The organism is Ochrobactrum sp. Marseille-Q0166 (assembly GCF_014397025.1).
Taxonomy (GTDB): domain Bacteria; phylum Pseudomonadota; class Alphaproteobacteria; order Rhizobiales; family Rhizobiaceae; genus Brucella.
Genome location: NZ_JACJUO010000001.1, coordinates 480554 through 504156, shown reverse-complemented (window position 1 = coordinate 504156; position 23603 = coordinate 480554). Strand labels below are relative to the sequence as shown.

Sequence of the window (23603 nt, the reverse complement as noted above, 5' to 3'; positions counted from 1 at the left end):
CTACTCCCAGCCCTCAAAGAAATCCGCGCCAGCTTCTGCCCGTACGCGCTTGGCTGCATCAGAGCCGAGTTCGGCTGCGTCAGAAGCTGCGCCTTCTGCCGTTACTTCATGTGCCTCGCGCCCATCCGGCGTCAGGATCATCCCACGGAACGAAACCTTGTCACCAGTAACAAGTGCGAGCCCGGCAATCGGTGTGCGGCACGAGCCATCAAGCGTCGCCAGAAATGCCCGTTCACAGGCAAGAGCTATATGCGTTTCACGATGAGCCAATGGCTTGAGCAGCGCATCGATTTTTTCATCGCCAATACGGCTTTCAATGCCGATTGCACCCTGTCCTGGAGCTGGTAGAAATATCGTAGGATCAAGCAGATCGGTGATCACGTCAGCCAGGTCAAGGCGCTTCAAACCGGCACAGGCGAGGAATGTGCCATCCACTTCGCCTTCTTCAAGTTTACGCAGACGTGTCTGGACATTGCCACGGAACATTACCACCTGAAGGTCAGGACGAAGGCGCTTGATCATTGCCTGACGGCGCAGCGATGAAGAGCCGACGACGGCACCCTGCGGCAGATCGAGAAAACGCTTCGAGGTGCGGCCAACAAAAGCGTCGCGCGGATCTTCGCGCTCAAGAAATGTAGAAAGATGAAGACCTTCCGGCAGAACAGTCGGCATATCCTTGGTGGAATGTACAGCCAGATCGATACGGCCATCCTTCAGCGCTGCTTCAATCTCTTCGGTAAACAGCCCCTTGCCGCCAACCTGCGACAGCGGGCGATCCTGAATACGATCACCGGCAGTGGACATAGGCACGATTTCGATAGCGTCTTCGCTCAGACCATGCGCAGCTATCAGACGGTCACGCGTTTCATAGGCCTGTGCGAGCGCAAGCTTGCTGCCTCTTGTGCCAATCTTCAAGGATGCTGTTTGCATATCGCGCCGTCCATGATACCGGGTTTCTCAAATATTTTACGTCAGATTACAAGACAGGCAGGGTCTAACCGTAAATGCGCATTCTTGGAATAGAGACAAGTTGCGACGAAACAGCCGCCGCCATCGTTGAACGCGACGATAGCGGCAAAGGTCATATTTTGTCCAATGTCGTACTCAGCCAGATAGCCGAACACGAACCTTATGGTGGTGTGGTGCCCGAAATCGCCGCCCGCGCTCATGTGGAAGCGCTCGACCGGCTGGTGGAACGCGCGCTGAAAGATGCCAATCTCAAACTTGATGACGTGGATGCGATTGCTGCGACCGCTGGTCCCGGCCTCATCGGCGGGCTGATTGTTGGCCTGATGACCGCCAAAGCCATGGCGATGGCTGCAAACAAGCCGTTTTATGCGGTCAATCATCTGGAAGGCCATGCGCTTACCGCACGACTGACGGATGATCTACCGTTTCCTTATCTGCTGCTACTGGTATCCGGCGGCCACACGCAGATGGTGCTTGTGCGCGGCCTTGGTGATTATGAACGTCTTGGCACGACAATCGACGACGCGCTGGGCGAAGCTTTCGACAAGACTGCCAAGCTGCTCGGCCTGCCCTATCCGGGCGGTCCAGCCGTTGAACGCATGGCATTAAAGGGCGACCCGAAGCGTTTTCCGCTGCCACGGCCACTCAAGGGCGAAGCCCGACTCGACTTCTCCTTTTCGGGTCTCAAGACCGCTGTACGGCAGACTGCGACAGAGCTTGCCCCCCTTTCCGATCAGGATGTTTCTGATATTTGCGCTTCGTTTCAGGATGCGGTTGCAGACACTCTGTCGGATCGTGTGAAGCGGTCGCTTGAGCGTTTTAAGGAAGAGTTTCCGGATTGCGACACGCCGTCACTCATTGTTGCTGGCGGTGTTGCCGCCAATAAGACCTTGCGCGCATCGCTGGAAAAGCTTTGCGCAAAGCATGGTTTCAGCTTCATCGCACCACCGCTCAATCTTTGCACCGACAATGCGGCCATGATCGCCTGGGTAGGTGCCGAGCGGGCTGCAACAAAAGGTCCTGATTCGCTCAATCTTGCTCCCCGCTCACGCTGGCCGCTTGATGAAAAATCAGCACCCGTGTTCGGCACCGGACGTCGCGGAGCAAAGGCATGAGCAAACGCGCAAAAATTGCCGTTCTTGGCGGCGGTGCATGGGGAACGGCTCTGGCGGCCATGAGCGCCATCGGCCAGCACGACACATGGCTTTATGCCCGCGATGCTGAAACTGTGGCTCATGTGAACGACCAGCGCCGCAACCCTGCTTATCTTGGCGAGATCGAACTGCCCGAAGGCATTCGCGCAAGTACGGATGCCAAAGCTGTACTTGAAAATGCCGATGCAGTTCTCGTTGTTGTTCCCGCGCAGGCGATGCGCAAAGGTCTTCTGGAATTGAGCAGCCTTATTCCACAATCAGCACCCGTTATTCTCTGTGCCAAGGGCATTGAGCGCGAAACCGGAAGGCTTATGTCGGAAGTGGTGGCGGAAGTTTTGCCTAACCATACTATCAGCGCACTTTCTGGGCCGAGCTTTGCCACCGACGTGGCACGAGGCCTGCCAACAGCGGTGACGATTGCCTGCGAGGATGCGGCCATTGCTGATCAGCTTGCCGCAATGCTTTCTGGCCCCGCATTCCGCTGCTATTCAACAACCGACATCAAGGGCGTGGAAATTGGAGGCGCGCTGAAAAACGTGCTGGCTCTTGCAGCAGGGGCCGCCATTGGACGCGGATATGGCGCGAGTGCTCAGGCAGCACTTGTTACGCGCGGCTTTGCCGAACTGCGCCGTGTAGCACAAGCCATGGGTGCAAAGCCTGAAACGATCATGGGGCTGTCGGGTCTTGGTGATCTGATGCTGACCTGCTCGTCATCACAATCGCGCAACTATTCATACGGACTTGCGATCGGACGCAACGAAGATCTCACCAATCGCCCGCTGGCTGAAGGCGTGGCAACAGCCCCCATCGCAGCTGAACTTTGCAAACAACATGACGTGCCTGCGCCCATCATCACAGCGGTTGCAGCGCTTCTTGCCGGACATATTACGATAGATGAAGCCGTGACCGCGCTTCTTAACAGACCGCTCAAGACTGAGGATTAAGCATGATCCCGAAAAGTGGGAATCGGTTTTCGGACCAGATCATGCATGAACGAAAAGGTTAGAATAATATGCTTTTTGCTCTTCTTTGCAACGACAAGCCCAACCATCTGCAAGTGCGCCTCGATACACGCCCGGCCCATCTCGAATACCTTAAGGGTCTTGGCGACGTGTTGAAATTTGCAGGCCCTTTCCTCGGTGAAGACGGCAAACCAAATGGCAGCCTCGTTGTGGTTGAAGCAGCCGACAAGGCAGAAGCCGAAAAGATCGGCGCGAATGACCCTTACGCGCTGGCCGGCCTTTTTGCTGATGTGACCGTGCGCCCATGGAACTGGGCCATCAACAATCCCGCCAACGCATAAGGATTGATCATGGCTTACTGGCTGTTCAAGTCCGAACCCTTCAAATGGTCCTGGGAAATGCAGAAAGCCCGTGGCGAACAAGGCGAACAATGGGACGGCGTACGCAATTATCTCGCACGCAATAACATGCGGGCCATGAAACTTGGAGACAAAGGCTTTTTCTATCATTCCAACGAAGGTCTGGAAGTCGTGGGCATCGTCGAGGTCTGCGCCCTTTCGCATCCTGACAGCACTACGGACGATCCGCGCTGGGATTGCGTGGACATCAAGGCTGTACGCGACATGCCGAAACCCGTCACACTCAAAGATGTCAAAGCCAATCCGAAGCTCGAAAAAATGGCGCTGGTCACCTCGATGCGTCTCTCAGTACAGCCGGTGACGGAAGACGAGTGGATCGAAGTCTGCCGCATGGGCGGACTGGACGCGAAAAATATCTGATGCTTGATCCGGCGCACAAAGGCACGCGTGATTTCATACTGGCCAATACGGGCCTGCAAGCGCCGCCGCATGTGCCGGAAATAAACCTCTATCTGGCCGATGAAGCCCACGATCTCTGGCATAAAACCGAGGAAGAACTGGCAACCATCGGCCTGCCCCCACCCTTCTGGGCCTTTGCCTGGGCAGGCGGTCAGGGAGTCGCGCGCTATATTCTCGATCATCCCGACACCGTTAAAGACAAAGCCGTGCTGGATTTTGCCTCCGGCTCGGGTCTCGTCGCCATCGCAGCTATGAAGGCGGGTGCAAAAAGCGTCATCGCATCTGACATCGATCCTTTCACGCTCCCGGCAATCGAAATCAACGCAGGCGCAAACGATGTCGCCATCACCCCGACACTTACCGATCTGATCGATCAGGATCATGGTTGGGAGGTCGTGCTTGCGGGCGACGTGTTCTATGAAAAGCCGCTCGCAGATCGTCTGATCCCGTGGTTTTCAAAGCTTGCCGCACGCGGTGCCCGCATCATCGTTGGCGATCCGGGCCGCTCCTATCTGCCCAAACACCGGCTTGAACAGCTTGCCGTTTACTCTGTGCCAGTTACGCGTGCGCTTGAGGATGCAGAAGTCAAACGCACAACAGTTTGGAGATTTAGCTAGGCAAACCGTTTAGCTCCTGCGACGCACAGAACCACGACGCCCGCAGTCATCACCATCCCTATGCTCACCGGTTCACCAGCAATAGATGCAGCCAGCATCAGGCCGAAAAATGGCTGTAACAATTGTAACTGGCCAACGGTTGCAGCGCCACCCTGGGCAAGTCCGCGATACCAGAAGAAAAAGCCGATCAACATCGAAAACAGCGTGACATAAGCAAGCCCGCCCCACGCCATGGCACCGATATGCTCCCATGTTTCAGGACGCGTCAGAATACTGAGCGGCAGCATGACAGGAAGCGAGAACACCAGCGCCCAGCAAATCACCTGCCAGCCACCAAGCCTGCGCGAAAGGCTTGCCCCTTCTGCATAACCAAGTCCACAGGCGATGATTGCGCCGAGCATCAGCATATCGCCAAGCAATGTTGACTGAGTGCCCTGTCCATAAGCATAGGACGCAACAATCACGCTACCCACGACTGAAAACAGCCAGAACAAAGGGCGGGGTCTTTCTCCACCGCGCAGCACGGCAAACAAAGCGGTTGCAAGCGGCAGCAGGCCGATAAAGACAATCGCGTGGGCGGAGGTCATATGTTGCAGCGCGATACCCGTCAGCAGTGGGAAACCCACCACAACGCCAAGCGCTACAACAATCAGCGAAATAACGTCACTACCACGCGGCAACGGCGCACGGAAGCCAAGCAGCAGGGTAAGGCCTATCAATCCGGCAATGGATGCGCGTGCCATCGTCAGGAAAGTCGGGTCGATATCGATCACCGCCAAACGTGTGGCGGGAAGCGACCCACTGAAAATCAGAACTCCCAGAAATCCGTTAATCCAACCCGCCGTCTTGCTCATTGCGTCTTTTCGACCTTCGTCAGTTTATATAGGTGATTACTGATAATTGCACCGGAAAGACCAAATTGATTAGAGACAGTTTGCGGACAGTTTTGCTAAACTGTACTGATACAAAGGATAATACAGATGATTTCAACAGGCCTTTTACGCAGTCTTGAAGCCGTTGAAGCGGCCTATCTTGGCAGCCCGAGCGACGATAAAACAGCACATGATAAGATGCCGCTCGTAGAGAAGGTCATGACGATCATTCGCGACCGTATCGCAGCTATGAGCCTTGCTCCCGGTGCGCGCCTGCCATCAATCCGCCGCCTGGCAGAGACGATGAATGTATCGAAATCAACGGTCGTTGAAGCTTATGACCGCCTGGTAGCGGAAGGCATAATCCAGTCGCGTCGTGGTGCAGGCTTTTATGTTTCTGAGCGGGGCCGCCAGCCATTCACGCTGGCAGCCGCCATCCCGCAAAAGGACAGACAGATTGATCCGTTTTGGGTCATGCGCCAGTCACTTGAAGCGGATGATCAGACCTATAAGCCCGGCTGTGGGTGGTTGCCCGATGAATGGCTGCCACTTGAAGGCATTCGCCGGGCAATGCGCGCCATTGCACGCGATGAAAGCAGCAATCTCACCACCTATGGCGAACCGCTGGGCTTTCGCCCGTTGCGCAATCATCTGGCGCGCAAATTATCTGAACAGGGCATAGACCTGTCAGGCGGCGATATTCTGCTGACCGATTCCGGCACCCATGCCATCGATCTCATCTGCCGCTTTCTGCTGCAACCCGGCGACACAGTGCTGGTCGATGATCCCTGCTATTTCAATTTTCAGGCAGCGCTTCTTTCGCACCGCGTCAAACTCGTCGGCATTCCTTACACGCTATCCGGCCCCGATCTCGAAGCCTTTGCGAATGCTGCGGCAGAACATGCGCCAAAGCTCTATATTTCCAATGCGGGCCTGCATAATCCAACCGGCGGCATCATGTCCCCCGCCACGGCACACCGCCTGCTGAAACTCGCAGAAATCCATGACATCAAACTCGTCGAAGACAATATCTTTGGCGATTTTCATCCTTCGCCCGCGCCACTTCTTGCCGAACTTGATGGGTTTGACCGGGTGCTGCATATTGGCAGCTTCTCCAAAACACTCTCCGCTGCAGCGCGCGTTGGCTATATTGCCGGTCGTCGCGACTGGATCGACGGCCTGACAGATTTGAAACTCGCCAGTACCTTTGCAGGCAATACGCTCTCGGCGCAGATCGTGCATATTCTTCTGACTGATGGCACTTACAGACGCCATATCGACCAGATGCGCGCAAAGCTTGCCGATGCCATGACAATGGCTGCAAAGCGATTGAAAGCTGCCGGACTGGAACTCTGGACCGAACCACAGGGCGGCATGTTTCTATGGGCGCGTCTGCCGGAGGGGATGGATTCTGGCGCGATCTCGAGCTACGCGCTTGAAAGAAATGTTCTGCTCGCCCCGGGCGATGTTTTCAGCCCTTCACGCAATGCGACACGCTATCTGCGTTTCAACGTGGCACAATCGACAGAACCCACTATTTTTGCCGCACTGAGCGATGCAATGCGTGAGATTTATTAGCCCATTCGCATCGAAAACAACTTCAATCAAAAGCCATGCAGTCAGTTTGCGCATGAGAGATATACTCGTCCCCTGTCTTTGAGGAGAGACATCGGGAGGGATAACCGTGAATACACGCCCAAGCGGGATGGTGGCAACCCCACGTCCCGAAGACGAAAAACTATCCGTTACAGCCAATCTGGCTTATGGATTTCAGCATGTGTTGACCATGTATGGCGGCATCGTCGCCGTTCCACTGATCATCGGTCAGGCAGCGGGACTAAGTGCGAGCGAAATCGGCATGCTGGTGACCGCCTCGCTTTTTGCAGGCGGCATTGCAACACTCCTGCAAACAATCGGCATCCCCTTTTTCGGCTGTCAGCTGCCATTGGTACAGGGCGTTTCCTTCGCTGGTGTCGCCACGATGGTTGCGATTGTTACATCAGCCGAAACAGGAGAGGCCGGAATTCAGGTCGTGCTTGGTGCTGTCATGGCGGCATCGCTGATAGGCTTTCTCATCACGCCAATCTTTTCGCGTGTCACCCGCTTTTTCCCGCCGCTTGTGACTGGCATTGTAATCACAACCATTGGCCTCACCTTGATGCCAGTTGCTGCGCGCTGGGCCATGGGTGGCAACAGCAAAGCGCAAGATTATGGCAGCATGGCCAATATCGGGTTGGCCGGACTGACATTGATAATCGTGCTGCTCTTGAGCAAAGTCGGCAATGCCACGATTTCTCGTCTGTCCATCCTGCTCGCCATGGTGATCGGAACAGGGATTGCATGGTCGCTCGGCATGACGGACTTCTCGCGGGTCGCAGAAGGCCCGGTTATGGCTTTGCCCGACATCTTCCATTTTGGATGGCCGATTTTCAGCATCGCTGCCACGCTGTCGATGTTTATCGTGATTGTCGTGACACTGGTCGAAACCTCCGCCGATATTTTGGCCGTCGGAGAAATTCTGGGAACCAAAGTCGATTCCCGCCGTCTGGGCGATGGATTGCGCGCAGATATGGCGTCTAGTATTCTCGCACCCGTCGTCGGCTCATTCACGCAAAGCGCCTTTGCACAGAATGTCGGACTTGTAGCCGTGACGGGCGTGAAAAGCCGCTACGTGGTTGCGACGGGCGGCCTCATTCTCATCACGCTTGGACTTTTGCCGGTGATGGGTCGTGTAATTGCCTGTGTGCCGCCATCGGTGCTTGGTGGTGCTGGAATTGTCTTGTTCGGAACGGTTGCAGCGAGCGGCATCCGGACGCTGTCAAAGGTCAATTATCAGAACAATATCAACCTGATCATTGTCGCCACTTCCATCGGCTTCGGCATGATTCCGATAGCAACACCCGACTTTTATCACCATTTCCCAACATGGTTTGAGACGATCTTCCATTCAGGCATCAGCTCGGCTGCGGTCATGGCAATTGCACTCAATCTGATGTTCAATGAGTTCAAGACGGGCAATTCAGACCAGATGTCTGTCTTTGCCGAAGGTGCAGAGCGCATCATTCGCCACCATCAGATCGCAGAACTCCATGATGGCGATTACGTTCAGAACGGCAAACTCTTCGATGTCGAAGGCAATGAAGTGAAAATTATCCCGGCTAGCGTGCATTAGTTAACGCAATACGCGAATAACCGTTCGATTGCTCAAATACGGCAAGAGGCGCGCCATATCGGCGCGCTTCAATGCTATACAGCCCTCGGTCGGCGTATAACCCGGTCGTGCCAGATGAAAGAAAATCGCGCTGCCACAGCCTCGTTTGCGTGGGCTGATATTCCAGTCCATCACGATACAGACATCATAAACATCGTCATTACGCCACATCTTCTCGTGACTTGCCTTAAAAGGCAGATGAACAGGCCGATTATAATTCGCGTCTTTCGGGGCATCGCACCAGCCATCAAGCTTACGCACACGGCGCAGCGACAAAGGCGATAGTGGCCAGGCTCCGGCATCGCCGCGACGATAGCCATACAGCAACCGCATCGACGAAAGCGGCGTTGCACCGTCTCCTTCGCGCTTGAAAGCACTGATTCCCCCCTTGCCAAGCGCACATTGGAGCACCAGATTGCCAGCAGCAAGCAGACCACGCGTCTTATGACCGGGTTTTGCCCTTACATCGATAATGCCAATGCCACGGTTTTTTTGATTTCTGGTCAATCCCGCCTCCGTTTTCTGTCTGCTGATAAAGATTAGGTGATAGCCAGAAAATCTGCTCTGTTTTTTCACGGCTTCAACTTATCGCCATTAAGTGTCATAAAACACGAAGCACTATTTGAATCAAAGAGTAACGAGGACAGGCATGACAGGTCGTACAATACTGGTTGTGGACGATGACGAAGATCTCCGTTCTATCCTCGTCGAACAGCTTGAGCTTTGCGAAGAATTTCAGATTCTTCAGGAAGACAATGCCACAAAGGGCATCCAGACGGCCCGCAATGGTCTCATCGATCTGCTGATCATGGATGTCGGCCTGCCGGATATGGATGGACGCGAAGCTGTAAAACTTCTGCGTAAGGGGGGCTTCAAAGCGCCAATCATCATGCTGACCGGACACGACACCGAATCGGACACGATTCTCGGTCTTGAGTCAGGTGCGAATGATTATGTCACCAAGCCGTTCAAGTTTGCGGTTCTGCTTGCCCGTATCCGCGCGCAGCTTCGCCAGCACGAGCAGAGCGAAGACGCGACATTCATCGTCGGTCCATACACGTTCAAGCCGGGCCAGAAGCTGCTTCTTGACGAAAAAGGCAGCAAGATCCGTCTGACAGAAAAGGAGGCCGCAATCATCAAGTATCTTTATCGTGCTGGCGACAAGGTCATCAGCCGCGATGTGTTGCTTGAGGAAGTCTGGGGCTATAATTCGGGCGTCACGACCCACACGCTGGAAACCCATGTCTACCGTCTGCGCCAGAAAATCGAGAAGGATCCGTCCAACGCATCGCTTCTGGTTACAGAAAGCGGGGGATACAAACTTGTCCCATGATGGACAGCGCCTGTTACGGGTGTAATGACAAGTCATGGCGCTCGATGACGATATTCGCATTCTTGGCTCAGTAGGCCTGTTCGAGTCATTCTCACCCGAACAGTTGCGTCTGCTTGCCTTCGGCGCAGAACGCCTTGTGCTGCGTGCTGGTCGTGAACTGTTCCGCGAAGGTCAGAGCGCGGATTGTGGCTATATCGTCGTATCAGGCAAAATCACCCTGTTTCACGAAGCGGATGAAGGGCGGATTACGATCCGCCCCGTTGGCCCCGGCGCGATGCTGGGTGAAATGGCGCTGATTGCGCAGACCACGCGCCTGACGGGTGCGCTGGCTGAGGAAGAAACCGAAGTTATTCGTATCAGCCGTTCGGTGTTCCGCCGCATTCTGGAAGAATATCCGGAAGCTGCAGCGTCGCTTCACGCGCATATCAGCAAAAACCTGCTGCAACTGATTGCCGACATTGAAAAAGTCGCGCCACAATTTGGCGATAAAGACTAGAATTATAATTCAATGACCCGATCGATACCGATGGCATCGAGAAACGCCTGATCATGGCTTACCAGCGATAATCCACCTTCATACTCATTGAGCGCCGTTTCCAGCGCCTGAATTGAATCAAGGTCGAGATGATTGGTCGGCTCGTCTAGAATAAGCAATTCGGGCCTAATCGTTCCACCCAGCACACAGGCAAGGGCTGCACGAAGCAACTCGCCACCACTTAAGTCTCCGGCAACACGCGACGCACGATCACCACGAAATGAAAAACGCGCCAGTGCCGCATGCGCATCATTATCGCTGGCACCTTTGTTCAGCTTACGGAAATTCTCGTAGAGCGTCGCCTCGCGATCCATCAGGCTCATCTGCTGATCAAACATAGCAATCGGCACGAAGCGTCTGACCTCGCCCGAAACCGGCTGCAAATCGCCAGAAATCAACCGCAACAGTGATGTTTTGCCCGCACCATTTGCGCCGCGAATGACGATGCGTTCAGGACCGACAATTTTCAGCGAGAAGTCGCGAATGACTGGATGTTCTGGCACTGGCCCGCCCGAAACATTAAGCATTTCCAGCACCACACGCCCGGAAGGCGACAGCGATGCATCAATGTTAAAGCGCATAGATTTTACGCGCTCGACTTTTGCTTCTGCTTCACGCAACTGGTTCTGGGCGCGCTCTGCATTGCGCTCAGCCAGCATATCGCCGCGACCGCCGGTCTTTTGCGCGCGGTCCTCACGCGCATCCAGCATCAATTTGCTCATGCCAGCATCAGCACGCGATTTTTTTCCGCGCGCATCCCTCTTTGCCTGCCGCTCGGCGGCTTCCTGTGCCTTGAGCCGAACCTGCTTCACATCACGCTGTGCAAGCTCCAGCTCGCGCGCGGCCCCTTCCCGCTCGCGTTCTTTGCGCTCATGATAGAAATCCCAGTTGCCGCCATAAAGCGTCAGCGCCCCTTGCGAAAGCTCGGCTATCGCGTCCATTCTCCGCAACAATTCGCGGTCGTGGCTGACGACAACTGCAGCCCCCTGCCATTTCGCAAGCATGTCGCCGACAGCCTGACGGCCATCGTGATCAAGATTATTGGTGGGCTCATCCAGCAAAATGAGATCGGGCTTCTGAAACAGTAGTGCTGCAAGCGCTGCTCGCGTCTGCTGCCCGCCGCTCAACTCGGAGAGCGGGGCTTGCGGCGAAAGCGAAAACCCGAACGACAGCAAAGCTTCATCAAAACGCTGCGGCAACAACCAGTCAGCCTGCTCGAAATCAGCGTCACCGCCCTCACCTGCCTCGATGCGCGCAAGCATTTCAAAAGCATCCCGCACATCAAACAGATCGGCCAGCGTCTGTTGCACATCGCTGCCGATATTCTGCGCAAGCATACCAATCCGGCCCGTGTGCGAGACCGTTCCGCTGGATGCTAACAAATCACCGCTCATGATTTTCAAAAGCGTGGATTTGCCAATACCATTACGCCCGACAAGGCCGATGCGACCTTCGGTTATGCTGAAATTGATGGCTGAAAAGAGAGTACGGCCATCAGCCGTGACGTAGGAAATATCCTGAAGAGTGAGAAGAGAAGACATGAAGAGCCCCGGAAACATTGAAAACACTGGTCATCTGAAACAGTGCCGCACGATCCATTGCTCTTTTCTCCTCTTCTGAACTTCGCTTTATATAGGCTTGAGCGTTCGATTAATCCAGATCGAATGTCGCAATTACTGGCACATGATCGGACGGACGATCCCAGCCACGCGCTTCGCGCAAGATTTGCAGACCGTGCATATGCGCTTCCAGATCAGCCGAACCCCATATGTGATCAAGCCTGCGGCCACGATCAGCAGCATCCCAATCCTTGGCGCGATAGCTCCACCACGTATAGATTTTCTGATCCGCCGGAATGACCTGACGCATCAAATCGCTCCAACCACCTTTGACGCGCAGGTCTTCAAGCGTTGTGGTTTCAATTGGCGTGTGGCTTACGATTTTAAGCAATTGCTTGTGCGACCACACATCGTTTTCAAGCGGCGCGATATTCAGATCGCCAACGAGGATGGATGAGTTCCCATCCTGCCTGTCAGCCACAATCGAACGCATTTCCTCAAGGAAACCGAGCTTATGAGCGAATTTTGGATTGATTGCGGGATCTGGCTCATCACCGCCGGCGGGCACATAGAAATTATGAATGCGGAGTTTTTTGCTGCCCGCTTCAATCACTGCGCTCAGATGCCGGCAATCGCCCATCTCGCAAAAGCCAATCTTCTCGACATCGCTGAGTGGACGCTTTGAGATCGTTGCAACACCGTGATAGCCTTTCTGACCACTGATCGCGATATGCTCATAACCGAGCGCGCGAAAGCCCTTTGTAGGAAACTGATCGTCAGGACATTTGGTTTCCTGAAGGCAAAGAACATCCGGCTGATAATCGCTTAAAAACTGCTCGACCAGCGGCATGCGCAGACGAACAGAGTTAATGTTCCAGGTAGCAACAGAAAAGGTCATGGGGATAAGACTCGCAGTCACCAAAAGATGGCCGCGAACCTAACCATTTATCCGGCAAATGCAAATGTAAGGCAGCAATTAAACAGAGAATTACTGGCCTTTGCGTTTCATCGCGATGCGCTGGTAATCGATCTTGAACATGTCATCCGTGAAGCGAACGCCACTACGAACATTGAACACCATGATCGTTGTGTCGAGCCCCTGCGCGTCAGTGATGGTCCATTGCTTGAGATCCATGGTCTTTGGCTCAAACATCATGGTGATTTTTGAGTTGCCGAAAGCTGATTTGTCACCAACGACCAGCGTGGTCATGTCCGGGTCCTGCTTCACGCTCTGAAGGCGACCGCCACCCAGATCAATACGATCAGCAAGAAGCATCCGCAAAGGCGTGGTATTCAGCGCATACATATCCCACGTGTCGAGCTTGCGATTGTTGATGACCACCTGATTGCCATCGGAAATCACGCGGATCGGCGACTTATCATAGTTGAAGCGGATTTTGCCCGGACGTTCCAGATAAAACGTGCCGCCAGTCTGTTCGCCCTTGGGGCCAAACTGAACGAACTCACCGGTGAGCGTGCGCAGTGATGAAAAATGATCCGCAATCTGCTGTGCAGCCGCAGCCCCACTTGCGCCTTGCGCCTGCGCTGCAACTGGCAGCAAGGCCGTAGCAACGACGCCAAGCCCCCCAAGCCCGATTGCTCCCAATCCGAGTACGGCAGCAAAACGGCTTGCTTTCACGAGCTTGGCAATACGGGAGATCATCATCGTCAGACTCTCTTGTTTCTTCATTCTCTTAAAATAATCGGGCAGTTAGGCACGAGTATGGCAATTAAAGCCTATGAGATTTTGGCTATGATGAGCCGAAATATCGCGGCTTTAGTAGTCGTCTTCTGTTGGCACCAGTATCTCGCGCTTGCCAGCGTGATTGGCTGGGCCGACAATGCCTTCCTCTTCCATGCGCTCAATAATCGATGCAGCACGGTTATAACCGATGCCCAAGCGGCGCTGGATATAGGAAGTCGAAGCCTTCTTGTCGCGCAGCACCACGGCCACAGCCTGATCATAAGGATCGTCGGAGTTTTCGAGGTTCGATGTTCCGGCCGGAGAGCCGCCCTCGTCCTCTTCTTCATCCTCAGTGATCGCATCCAGATATTCCGGCACGCCCTGAAGCTTGAGATGCTGAACAATGCGTTCAACCTCGTCATCGCCCACGAATGGACCATGCACACGCTGAATGCGTCCGCCACCCGCCATGAACAACATGTCGCCCTGACCAAGCAGCTGCTCTGCACCCTGCTCACCGAGGATCGTTCGGCTGTCGATCTTCGACGTCACCTGGAAGGAAATACGCGTCGGGAAGTTGGCCTTGATCGTACCGGTAATAACATCGACCGATGGGCGCTGCGTTGCCATGATGACATGGATGCCTGCGGCACGCGCCATCTGCGCCAGACGCTGCACCGTGCCTTCAATATCCTTGCCAGCCACCATCATCAGGTCGGCCATTTCGTCTATGATTACGACGATATATGGCATTGGCTCCAGATCGAGCTGCTCGGTTTCATAGATCGCTTCACCGGTATTGCGGTCGAAGCCTGTCTGAACGGTACGGGCGATCTGTTCGCCCTTCTTCTGGGCTTCCCCAATACGCTGATTGAAACCGTCAATGTTACGCACGCCAACCTTGGACATTTTGCGATATCGGTCTTCCATCTCGCGAACAGTCCATTTGAGCGCGACAACAGCTTTCTTGGGATCGGTCACAACGGGCGTTAGCAGATGCGGAATGCCATCATAGATTGAAAGTTCCAGCATTTTTGGGTCAATCATGATCAGACGACATTCTTTTGGCGTCATGCGATAAACGAGCGACAAAATCATCGTATTGATCGCAACCGATTTACCGGAACCCGTTGTACCTGCCACCAGAACATGCGGCATCTTTGCTATATCGGCAATGACCGGCTCGCCATTAATGGTCTTGCCCAGCGCCAGTGCAAGCTTTGCTTTGGTTTGCTCAAAATCGCGGCTTGCCAGCATTTCGCGGAGATAAACCATTTCGCGCTTCTGGTTCGGCAGTTCGATACCAATCACATTGCGACCCGGTACCACAGCCACACGCGCTGCAATCGCGCTCATCGAGCGGGCAATATCGTCAGCCAGACCAATCACGCGGGACGATTTGATACCCGGCGCTGGTTCCAGTTCGTAAAGTGTCACGACCGGACCCGGCTTCACATTGATGATCTCGCCGCGCACACCGAAATCTTCGAGAACGCCCTCAAGTAGACGTGCATTCTGTTCGAGCGCATCCTTGGAAAGCGATGCATCGCGCTGCACAAGCTTCGGCTCTGCCAGATAATGCAGGGATGGCATTTCAAATGCGCCGCCGTCTTTCAGGAACGATGCCTGCGCTTCGCGCTGAATGCGTGCACCCGGTTTCGGGGCAGCGGCACGTTCGCCTACGCGCGCTTTTAAACGCTGCGGAGGTGCATCGTGCCATTCTTCCCCAGCCAGCGGCGCATCATCATAGCCCTCATCCATATCAAATGGCGGTTCCTGCGATGCCGCGCCAAAGCCCGGTTCCCGACGGGAACTATCGCGCGCTTCCGCACTGCGACGAACCTGACGCATATCACCATATTCATCTTCTGGCGGCTTGCGGCGGTTCATACCAGTCAAACGCTTAAATGTCGCCGATACGCTATAAATAGTGTGGGTGAGCGAACCAACGAACGCAGCAAGTCCACCGGAAGAGGCTTCTTCCTCAGCCTCATCATCATCCGAATAGTCGTCCTCAGAAGACGATTCCCGCCCAGCTGGGGCATTGACCAGCGCGTCGCGTCGGCCGATGATTCCGCTTGCAAAAAGGCACAGCCAGAGTGCTGGAAAAGCCAGCACCAGCGCAATGCCAGATGCAATCGCCCCTTGCGGGAATGCACCAATGAACACGCCCGGAATGCGCAACATCAGATCGCCAAACACGCCGCCCAGACCAATCGGCATCGGCCAGCTTTCCGGCACAGCAAAGCAGCTTGCAATCGCTGCAAACAAAAGCGCGGCACCAAGCCATGCAAAGCTGCGCTTCGCAATCCGGCCAATACCTCCGCGCGTCATCAACAGCAGTGACCACACGGCAAGCGGCAGAAGGGCTGGCACACTTGCCAGACCAAAGAACTGCATCGCAATGTCAGAGAAAACAGCGCCCGGATAGCCCAGCGCATTGGTGACAGGATTGTCCGTTGCATGGCTGAGGCTTGGATCTGCAACATTCCATGTCGCAAGAGCGCCCACCGCAGCACTCGTAAACGCAAGCAATCCTAGACCAAACAGGATATAGAATTGCCTGCGGAAAATATTGGCCAGTCTCAGCCTGTCTTCCGAAATCCGCTCGTCACGCAGCGGGTATGAGGGCGAATATCCTTGCCGCATAAAGCCTGTCCCGAACCATGTTTTGGTGCCCTGCGGCTTTTAAAGCCTCGGGCGCAATGAATCGGTGTGATCCTATCCTTGCGATGGTTAATTCCGCATTAACCATGCGGCCGCTTATGTGGAGAAATGAAAAAGGCGCAGTTACCCGCGCCTTTTTCCTTCTTGAGACAACCCTGTTCTACTGAACAGACTCGCCGTGCAACGCGATATCAAGGCCTTCCATTTCTTCCTGCTTCGTTGGGCGGAGTCCCATGATGGCCTTGATGACATAGAGAATAATGGCGGTCGCAACTGCGGTGTAAACGATTGTCACAGCAGCACCGAAGAACTGCTTGCCCATGGTTGCGCCTTCACCAGCAGCGTTGATTGCAACATCGGCAAAGAAGCCGGTCAGGATCGCACCCACAAAACCGCCAACACCGTGTACGCCGAACGCATCGAGCGAGTCATCATAGCCAAGTGCGTGCTTGAGCTTAACAGCGGCGAAGTAGCAGATAACGCCTGCAATGATACCGATGATCAACGCACCAGTTGGGTTGACGAAGCCTGCTGCAGGGGTAACAGCGACCAGACCAGCAACCGCACCTGAGATAATGCCGAGAACGCTTGGCTTGCCGGCGATTGCCCATTCAGCAAACATCCAGGCAAGAGCTGCTCCAGCCGTTGCAACCTGCGTATTAAGCATAGCGACAGCAGCGAGTGAATTTGCGCCAGCAGCAGAACCTGCGTTGAAGCCAAACCAGCCCACCCATAGCAGGGCTGCACCGATAACAGAGAGAACGAGGTTGTGCGGCGCCATGTTGACATGACCGTAACCGTCGCGCTTGCCAATGACCAGCGCTGCAACGAGACCAGCGACACCGGCATTGATGTGGACAACTGTACCGCCAGCAAAATCCAGAACGCCGTCAGAACCGAGGAAGCCGCCGCCCCAGACCCAGTGCGCAACCGGCACATAGACGATGAAGAGCCACAGAACCATGAAGACGAGCATGGACGAGAACTTCATGCGTTCTGCAAACGAACCAGCAATCAGCGCTGGCGTGATAACCGCAAAGGTCATCTGGAAAACGATGAAGAGGTATTCGGGGATGGTTCCGGTGAGCGAATCCATCGTCACGCCAGCAAGGAATGCCTTATCGAAGCCACCAATATAGGCGTTCATGGAACCGCCATCGGTAAAAGCAAGCGAATAGCCGAAGAACATCCACAATACCGACATCAGGCAGGTAATTGCAAAGCTCTGCATGACGGTAGAAAGCACGTTCTTCTTGCGCACCATGCCGCCGTAGAACAGCGCCAGGCCTGGAATAGTCATCATCAACACAAGCGCCGTTGAAGTCAGCATCCAGGCGGTATCGCCGGTATCCAGAGTGGGGGTTGGTGCAGCTGCATCCTGTGCAAAAGCTGTTCCAGCCAGAGCAAGCAGCACAGGCAGGGTGGCGAGAGCCGTTTGCTTGTATCTTCCAGTTATGAGCATCGAGTATCTCCGTCGAATGGCGGCTTCAAACGCGTCTGCGCTGAAAAGACCGGTTCAGGCCTACAGAAACAAAAATCGTGCCAGTTGCGCGCGATCGAACAAAAGGGATGCAATTTTCCTGATTTTTGACATTCGCCATTGAAGAAAAATCCGAAGATCGAAACGGTATTTCCGCCCAAAATGCGGGCTTTTCAATAAACGGAATGCAGTGTCCAGCCCGAGGAGAATCTTGTCATAAAAATATTAAGCGGCTTTTCCCGAAAGAGACAAAACCGCTTTAAGTGATTCATCCGATTCAGCTTTTGCGTTCGAAGCCTTATAACTCAAAGAGTATTTGCATAAAATTTAATCGCTAAGCTTTCTGATGATTAAAATATAATCATTTCTCTTTTTGATGCACACGAATGAGGCCTTCCTGTGCGACCGAGGCAATCAAAAGCCCTTCGCGCGTATAGAGCGCACCGCGATTAAACCCACGCGCACCCGATGCGCTTGGCGTATCCTGCGTGTAAAGGAGCCAATCATCGAGCCTGCACGGGCGATGGAACCACATCGCATGATCGAGGCTTGCCACCTGCAAATCACGGTCAAAAATCGTAAGCCCATGCGGATGCAGTGATGTATCGAGCAAAGTCATATCGGAAAGATACGCAAGAATAGCCGCCTGAAGCGCGCGATCATCCGACACAATACCGCGCGCCCGCACCCAAACATGCTGACTGGGAGCCAATTTCTCGCGCGAGAAATAATGTTTGAGCGATACCGGCTTGATCTCGATAGGCCGCTCTTGCTCCCAGTATTTGCGTACGCCAGCCGGTGCCAGATGCAGATATTCTTCCTTAAGGTCGTGATCGCCGACCAACTGCTCGGGCATGGGAAGGCCTTCAGGCATATCAATTTGATGATCGAGCCCGGCTTCATCGATCTGGAATGACGCAGACAGCGTGAAAATCGCCTTGCCATGCTGTTTCGCAAGAACGCGGCGCGTGTTGAAGCTTGAACCATCACGGATACGATCAACTTCATAGATAATCGGGATCGCCGGATCGCCCGGACGCACGAAATAGCCATGCAAGGAATGAACGTGCCGGTCCGCATCAACCGTGCGCTGCGCTGCAATCAGCGCCTGACCAATGACTTGTCCGCCAAAAACGCGTTGCCAGCCGACCTGCGGACTATTTCCGCGAAAAAGATCCATTTCTAGTGTCTCAAGATCAAGTGTCTTCAGAAGCTGTTGCATGGCGTCAGTCTGCTTACGTTCAAATGCACCGGTCTTTTTGTCGTCGGACATGGACAGCCTGTCTCCTGCAATCTTATATAGGAACTATGTTCTCGGTGAACTGTTTGTGCCTGGACCACAGAAACTGTCAAGTCGCAGCCTCACACACTTCACCGAAGGGTGATCTAAATATCCGAGAGGAAGAAAAGATGTCTGCCGCAAGCAAGCAAGGAACCACGGGTAAGAACGATCTGGTGATCGCAGGCGGCGGCTATGTCGGCCTCGTTACTGCCGTGGCGGTCAAGGCGGCTGCTCCCCACCTTTCGGTTACTGTGATCGACGGCGCACCAGAAGGCGCCTGGAAGAGCGATCCGCGGGCATCCTCCATTGCAGCGGCTGCCTCGCGTATGCTCGATAAGCTGGGATGTTGGCAGGAGATCCTCGCCGACGCGCAACCGATCACTGAAATGGTGATCACGGATTCCCGAACGTCCGATCCTGTGCGCCCGGTCTTTCTCACCTTTTCTGGAGATGTGAACCCGGGCGAGCCTTTTGCGCACATGGTTGAGAATCGCGTGCTTAACACTGCCCTTCACAGACAAGCAGATGCACTTGGCATCACCTTCATTGCCGGCATGAGCGTCGAGAATTTTGAAACGAATCCTGAAAGCGTTAGCGTCACTTTGGCGAACGGCGAGACAATTGCGACCCGTCTGTTGATTGCCGCAGATGGTGCAAAATCGCGCCTGCGCGACATTGCAGGCATCAAGACCGTCAACTGGGACTATGACCAGTCTGGCATCGTGTGCAACGTCGCCCATGAGCGTCCGCATGGCGGTCGTGCCGATGAACATTTCCTGCCTGCGGGACCATTTGCCATCCTGCCACTTAAAGGCAATCGCAGCTCGCTCGTCTGGACGGAACGCACGGCTGATGCTGAACGTCTGATCCGCGAAGACGATTTCATCTTTGAAGCTGAACTTGAGCAGCGTTTCGGTCATCGCCTTGGAGCGCTGACTGTTGAAGGGCCGCGCCGCGCCTTCCCGCTTGGCCTGACACTGGCTCGCGAATTCGTGAGACCACGCTTTGCACTTGTAGGCGACGCAGCCCACCGCGTCCACCCGATTGCCGGTCAGGGCCTCAATCTGGGTTTTCGTGATGCGGCAGCCATTGCACAAGTCATTGTCGAAACCGATCGCCTTGGCTTGGATATAGGATCGTTCGCAGCGCTTGAGCGCTATCAGGCGTGGCGGCGTTTCGATACGGTGCAAATGGGCGTCACAACCGACGTACTGACAAAAATGTTCTCCAATGATAATCCGGCCATCCGTACCATTCGTGACATTGGCCTCGGCCTTGTTGATCGCGTACCGAGCCTCAAGTCCTTCTTCATCAAGCAGGCAGCGGGTCTTTCCGGCGACACGCCACGTCTACTACAAGGCGAAGCAATTTAAGTATCACACGCATACTGGAAAAAGCTTTCGCGTCTGTTAAAAAAAGTAAGACTTAACATAGGCGTGGGGGCCTCAGCGCATGCATACCAATGAGCGATTGATCGACCAAATCCTGCAGATACAGGCAGGACTGTGGTCAACGAAATGCGTTCACAAACTATCCAAAATCGCCGGCGCGCTGGCCATTATTGCCGCTATGGCAACCGCCATAATCTATACAGTCATAAAGCCCGATCATAATTGGGACATGATCCCCTATATCGCGACTGCACTGGAAAACCGATATCCAGATGCGGTCGAGTTGCATACAGAAACATGGCGACAAGTCGCAGAAGTAACGACAGAAGGCGAGCTGCAAGCGCTGAAATACGGTGAGGGCTATCGAAGTGATCAGTGGACAAGCCCCGATAATTTCAAATCTCAACTCGTCATGTACCGCGTCAAAGCAGGCTATATTCAACTGCTGCGCTGGATTGAGCCCTATACCGGGCTGGTCCGTGGTGGACATCTGATCAGTATTGCGTCGGCGTTTGCCACCGGGCTGCTTATGCTTTGGCTGCTCAGTAGCTATAATGCGCTTCAGGCAGGGCTGCTGGTTGGACCCGCACTTTTGCTGGCCGGTTATGGCCCGATAACATCAGCGGTGTTTCCGGATATCGCTATGGCAGCGCTTTCTTTCGCTGCCATTTTCGCTATTCTGCGCGAGCGTGACTGGCTCGGTGCCTTGCTGCTCGTGCTTTCTTTCGCAATCCGTCCAGACAACATCATCATGATATTTGCTCTACTGATTACGGCTGTCCTGTTTCGCTGGCGGAAACTTCCATTGCTGACCGCCTTTGTCGTCTGCATCGTAGCAGGTCTGATGATGGAGAAAGCTGCCGGACATCCCGGCTGGTGGGCGCATCTTTATTTCACCTGCATCGAGATGCAGAGTTCCATGACTGAATTTAAGCCAGATTTTTCGATCGTCCTGCTCGTCAAAGCCTATATTCGTGGGATCATTCTGGCGCTTTATCTTGAAAGCTGGCCCTCCATTCTTTTGGTGGCAGCCGTTGCCTGGGCAGCGATGGCGAAGGCGGGGATCAAAACCGATATACCACGCTTGAATGGTATCGTCTTTGCGATGGTCATCGGAATTCTCGGCAAATTTGTTTACTTTCCGATGCCCTATGATCGCTTTTTCTTCAATATGATCATCATCATTGTTCTGATGCTTTCGCTGGCATGGGCGGTCGATACGAACCGTAGGTTTCCCCAAAACTGACACTGGAAACCATGGGAAGCTGCCCTATCTGGTTGAAAGAAACCAATCGAGAGGAGCTTCCCCATGGACAGAAAAGCAACCGCAGTCTGGAAAGGTACACTCAAGGAGGGTAAAGGCACGCTCAATACGCAGAGCGGCGCGCTCAAAGACCTCCCCTATGATTTCAAGGCGCGCTTTGAGGATGAAAGCGGGCGCGCTGGTACAAATCCCGAGGAACTGCTGGGGGCGGCCCATGCGGGGTGCTTTGCAATGAACCTCTCCGCGCTACTCACCCAAAACGGCACACCTGCTGAAAAACTGGAAGCTACCGCTACAGTAACAGTCGTTCCTGCCAGTGGCGGTGGTTTTGAGATTACCCGCAGCGCATTATCACTCAATGCGACTATTCCAGGAATTACGGATAGCGATTTTCAAAAATTGGCGGAAACGGCTGAAAAGACGTGTCCACTTTCAAAAGCACTCGGTGCGATAGAAGTCACGCTCGACGCGAAGCTGGTCTGATCAAAAAAAAGCGGGCAATGCCCGCTTCTTTCATTCCGGCAGATGGCAGACGGCTTCGATATTATGCCCGTCAGGATCGGTTACAAACGCTGCATAATAATCCGGGTGATAATGTTCACGTATCCCCGGTTTGCCATTGTCACGCCCGCCTGCAGCCATTGCCGCTTCATAGAAGCGGTCCACTTCGGAACGGGTGCCCGTTGAAAAAGCGACGTGCAGCACACCTTCCAGCTTTGAGCCTTTTTGCTTTCCGATCCAGAATTCCGGTTTGCCATTGCGACCATAACCGATCCAATCACCGAACTCCATTGCTCGCGTAATACCGAGCGGTGCAAGTGCCGCATCATAGAAAGCGCAGGATCTGGGCATGCTGGAAATATTGAAGCCGATATGATCAAGCATAATGGACCTTTGAAACAGCGGTAAGTTTCTGCTTCCAGATCTAATATTGCCAACTCAGAAAAATCAAGTCTCCGCAAAAGAAAAGGGAAGCAAGACCTCCCTTTAATTCAGCAAGAAGCGGTCGCGATTAAACACGGCGCTCGACCATCATCTTCTTGATTTCGGCAATCGCCTTGGCCGGGTTAAGACCCTTCGGGCAAGTTTGCGCGCAGTTCATGATCGTGTGGCAGCGATACAGGCGGAACGGATCTTCGAGGTTATCGAGACGTTCGCCCTTCGCTTCATCGCGGCTATCGATCAGCCAGCGATAGGCCTGAAGCAGCACAGCTGGTCCAAGGTAACGGTCGCCATTCCACCAGTAGCTTGGGCACGAGGTCGAGCAGCAAGCGCAGAGAATGCACTCGTAAAGACCATCGAGCTTCTGACGATCTTCGTGGCTTTGAAGCCACTCCTTCTGCGGCTCTGGCGAAACCGTCTTGAGCCAAGGCTCAATCGAACGGTGCTGAGCATAGAAGTTGCTCAGATCAGGCACCAGATCCTTCACTACCGGCATATGCGGCAGCGGGTAGACCTTAATGGAACCCTTGATCTCATCCATGCCTTTGGTACAGGCGAGCGTGTTAGCACCATCGATGTTCATTGCGCAGGAACCGCAAATGCCCTCACGGCATGAACGGCGCAGCGTCAGCGTCGGATCGATCTTGTTCTTGATGTAGAGCAGACCATCGAGCACCATCGGGCCGCAATCATCGCGATCGATATAATAGGTATCGATGCTTGGATTTGCGTCGTCATCCGGCGACCAGCGATAAATGCGGAATTCCGTCACATTCTTGGCGCCATCTGGACGCGGCCAGGTCTTGCCTTCCTGCATACGGGAATTCTTGGGAAGTGCGAGTTCAACCATTGCTCATCCCCTC

23 protein-coding genes are annotated in these 23603 nt (G+C 54.2%); 12 read left to right on the top strand and 11 right to left on the bottom strand.

The window, feature by feature from the left end; all coding sequences use genetic code 11:
• Positions 1 to 930, bottom strand: a complete 930-nt coding sequence (gene hemC / locus H5024_RS02360) for a hydroxymethylbilane synthase (RefSeq protein ID WP_187543849.1) — start codon at positions 928 to 930, stop codon at positions 1 to 3.
• Between the two features lie 74 nt (positions 931 to 1004).
• Here hemC and tsaD point away from each other — a divergent pair, with 74 nt between their 5' ends.
• The 5 genes from tsaD (at position 1005) to H5024_RS02335 (ending at position 4520) form a co-directional block, all read left to right on the top strand.
• Entirely contained in the window at positions 1005 to 2084 is a 1080-nt protein-coding gene (gene tsaD / locus H5024_RS02355; protein ID WP_187543848.1) for a tRNA (adenosine(37)-N6)-threonylcarbamoyltransferase complex transferase subunit TsaD, read from the top strand.
• On the top strand, positions 2081 to 3067 hold the full coding sequence (locus H5024_RS02350; protein ID WP_187543847.1) for an NAD(P)H-dependent glycerol-3-phosphate dehydrogenase: 987 nt from the start codon (positions 2081 to 2083) through the stop codon (positions 3065 to 3067). The genes tsaD and H5024_RS02350 overlap by 4 nt, the downstream gene beginning before the upstream one ends.
• 68 nt (positions 3068 to 3135) lie before the next feature.
• Positions 3136 to 3426, top strand: coding sequence for a YciI-like protein (locus H5024_RS02345; RefSeq protein WP_187543846.1), 291 nt, complete (start codon positions 3136 to 3138; stop codon positions 3424 to 3426).
• A gap of 9 nt (positions 3427 to 3435) precedes the next feature.
• A complete protein-coding gene (locus H5024_RS02340; RefSeq protein WP_187543845.1) occupies positions 3436 to 3864 on the top strand; it encodes an EVE domain-containing protein in 429 nt (142 codons plus the stop codon).
• Entirely contained in the window at positions 3864 to 4520 is a 657-nt protein-coding gene (locus H5024_RS02335; RefSeq protein ID WP_187546542.1) for a methyltransferase, read from the top strand. Before H5024_RS02340 ends, H5024_RS02335 begins: the two co-directional genes overlap by 1 nt.
• Here H5024_RS02335 and H5024_RS02330 read toward each other — a convergent pair.
• Entirely contained in the window at positions 4517 to 5374 is an 858-nt protein-coding gene (locus tag H5024_RS02330) for a DMT family transporter (RefSeq protein WP_187543844.1), read from the bottom strand. The two genes, H5024_RS02335 and H5024_RS02330, sit on opposite strands and share 4 nt — an antisense overlap.
• 126 nt (positions 5375 to 5500) lie before the next feature.
• Here H5024_RS02330 and H5024_RS02325 point away from each other — a divergent pair, with 126 nt between their 5' ends.
• Positions 5501 to 6970 carry a PLP-dependent aminotransferase family protein gene (locus H5024_RS02325; RefSeq protein ID WP_187543843.1) on the top strand — a complete coding sequence of 490 codons (1470 nt, stop codon included), beginning with the start codon at positions 5501 to 5503 and terminating at the stop codon, positions 6968 to 6970.
• Positions 6971 to 7097: 127 nt separating this feature from the next.
• Positions 7098 to 8564 (top strand): nucleobase:cation symporter-2 family protein, encoded by a 1467-nt coding sequence (locus H5024_RS02320; protein ID WP_187546540.1) that lies wholly within the window; start codon positions 7098 to 7100, stop codon positions 8562 to 8564.
• On the opposite strand, the gene H5024_RS02315 is transcribed toward H5024_RS02320, so the two are convergent.
• Complete coding sequence (locus H5024_RS02315; protein WP_187543842.1) at positions 8565 to 9110, bottom strand: L,D-transpeptidase; 546 nt, start codon at positions 9108 to 9110, stop codon at positions 8565 to 8567.
• A gap of 142 nt (positions 9111 to 9252) precedes the next feature.
• On the opposite strand from H5024_RS02315, the gene H5024_RS02310 reads away from it, so the two are divergent.
• Together H5024_RS02310 and H5024_RS02305 are read left to right on the top strand one after the other, a co-directional pair.
• A complete protein-coding gene (locus H5024_RS02310; RefSeq protein ID WP_187543841.1) occupies positions 9253 to 9936 on the top strand; it encodes a response regulator transcription factor in 684 nt (227 codons plus the stop codon).
• A gap of 34 nt (positions 9937 to 9970) precedes the next feature.
• Positions 9971 to 10432, top strand: coding sequence for a cyclic nucleotide-binding domain-containing protein (locus tag H5024_RS02305; RefSeq protein ID WP_187543840.1), 462 nt, complete (start codon positions 9971 to 9973; stop codon positions 10430 to 10432).
• Positions 10433 to 10434: 2 nt separating this feature from the next.
• Here the strand turns inward: H5024_RS02305 and H5024_RS02300 are convergent, their stop codons facing one another.
• From H5024_RS02300 to tesB, 6 genes are all read right to left on the bottom strand, one after another.
• The gene (locus tag H5024_RS02300) at positions 10435 to 12012 is read right to left on the bottom strand and encodes an ABC-F family ATP-binding cassette domain-containing protein (RefSeq protein ID WP_187543839.1); all 1578 of its coding nucleotides are present in this window, start codon (positions 12010 to 12012) and stop codon (positions 10435 to 10437) included.
• A 109-nt stretch (positions 12013 to 12121) separates the two neighbouring features.
• A complete protein-coding gene (locus tag H5024_RS02295; RefSeq protein WP_187543838.1) occupies positions 12122 to 12928 on the bottom strand; it encodes an exodeoxyribonuclease III in 807 nt (268 codons plus the stop codon).
• Positions 12929 to 13018: 90 nt separating this feature from the next.
• Complete coding sequence (locus H5024_RS02290; protein WP_187546538.1) at positions 13019 to 13696, bottom strand: outer membrane lipoprotein carrier protein LolA; 678 nt, start codon at positions 13694 to 13696, stop codon at positions 13019 to 13021.
• Positions 13697 to 13807: 111 nt separating this feature from the next.
• Positions 13808 to 16363 carry a DNA translocase FtsK gene (locus H5024_RS02285; protein WP_187543837.1) on the bottom strand — a complete coding sequence of 852 codons (2556 nt, stop codon included), beginning with the start codon at positions 16361 to 16363 and terminating at the stop codon, positions 13808 to 13810.
• 178 nt (positions 16364 to 16541) lie between these two features.
• Complete coding sequence (locus H5024_RS02280; RefSeq protein ID WP_187543836.1) at positions 16542 to 17843, bottom strand: ammonium transporter; 1302 nt, start codon at positions 17841 to 17843, stop codon at positions 16542 to 16544.
• 379 nt (positions 17844 to 18222) lie between these two features.
• On the bottom strand, positions 18223 to 19134 hold the full coding sequence (gene tesB / locus H5024_RS02275; RefSeq protein ID WP_187543835.1) for an acyl-CoA thioesterase II: 912 nt from the start codon (positions 19132 to 19134) through the stop codon (positions 18223 to 18225).
• A gap of 137 nt (positions 19135 to 19271) precedes the next feature.
• Between tesB and H5024_RS02270 the strand changes: the two genes are divergently transcribed.
• From H5024_RS02270 to H5024_RS02260, 3 genes are all read left to right on the top strand, one after another.
• On the top strand, positions 19272 to 20516 hold the full coding sequence (locus H5024_RS02270; RefSeq protein ID WP_187543834.1) for a ubiquinone biosynthesis hydroxylase: 1245 nt from the start codon (positions 19272 to 19274) through the stop codon (positions 20514 to 20516).
• A 79-nt stretch (positions 20517 to 20595) separates the two neighbouring features.
• Positions 20596 to 21780 carry a hypothetical protein gene (locus H5024_RS02265; RefSeq protein ID WP_187543833.1) on the top strand — a complete coding sequence of 395 codons (1185 nt, stop codon included), beginning with the start codon at positions 20596 to 20598 and terminating at the stop codon, positions 21778 to 21780.
• 63 nt (positions 21781 to 21843) lie between these two features.
• Positions 21844 to 22281: an OsmC family protein gene (locus H5024_RS02260; protein WP_187543832.1), complete on the top strand. Its 438-nt coding sequence runs from the start codon at positions 21844 to 21846 to the stop codon at positions 22279 to 22281.
• 30 nt (positions 22282 to 22311) lie between these two features.
• Here H5024_RS02260 and H5024_RS02255 read toward each other — a convergent pair whose 3' ends face one another.
• A complete protein-coding gene (locus tag H5024_RS02255) occupies positions 22312 to 22683 on the bottom strand; it encodes a VOC family protein (protein ID WP_187543831.1) in 372 nt (123 codons plus the stop codon).
• A 127-nt stretch (positions 22684 to 22810) separates the two neighbouring features.
• On the bottom strand, positions 22811 to 23590 hold the full coding sequence (locus tag H5024_RS02250; protein WP_007872174.1) for a succinate dehydrogenase iron-sulfur subunit: 780 nt from the start codon (positions 23588 to 23590) through the stop codon (positions 22811 to 22813).
• Positions 23591 to 23603 lie beyond the last annotated feature (13 nt).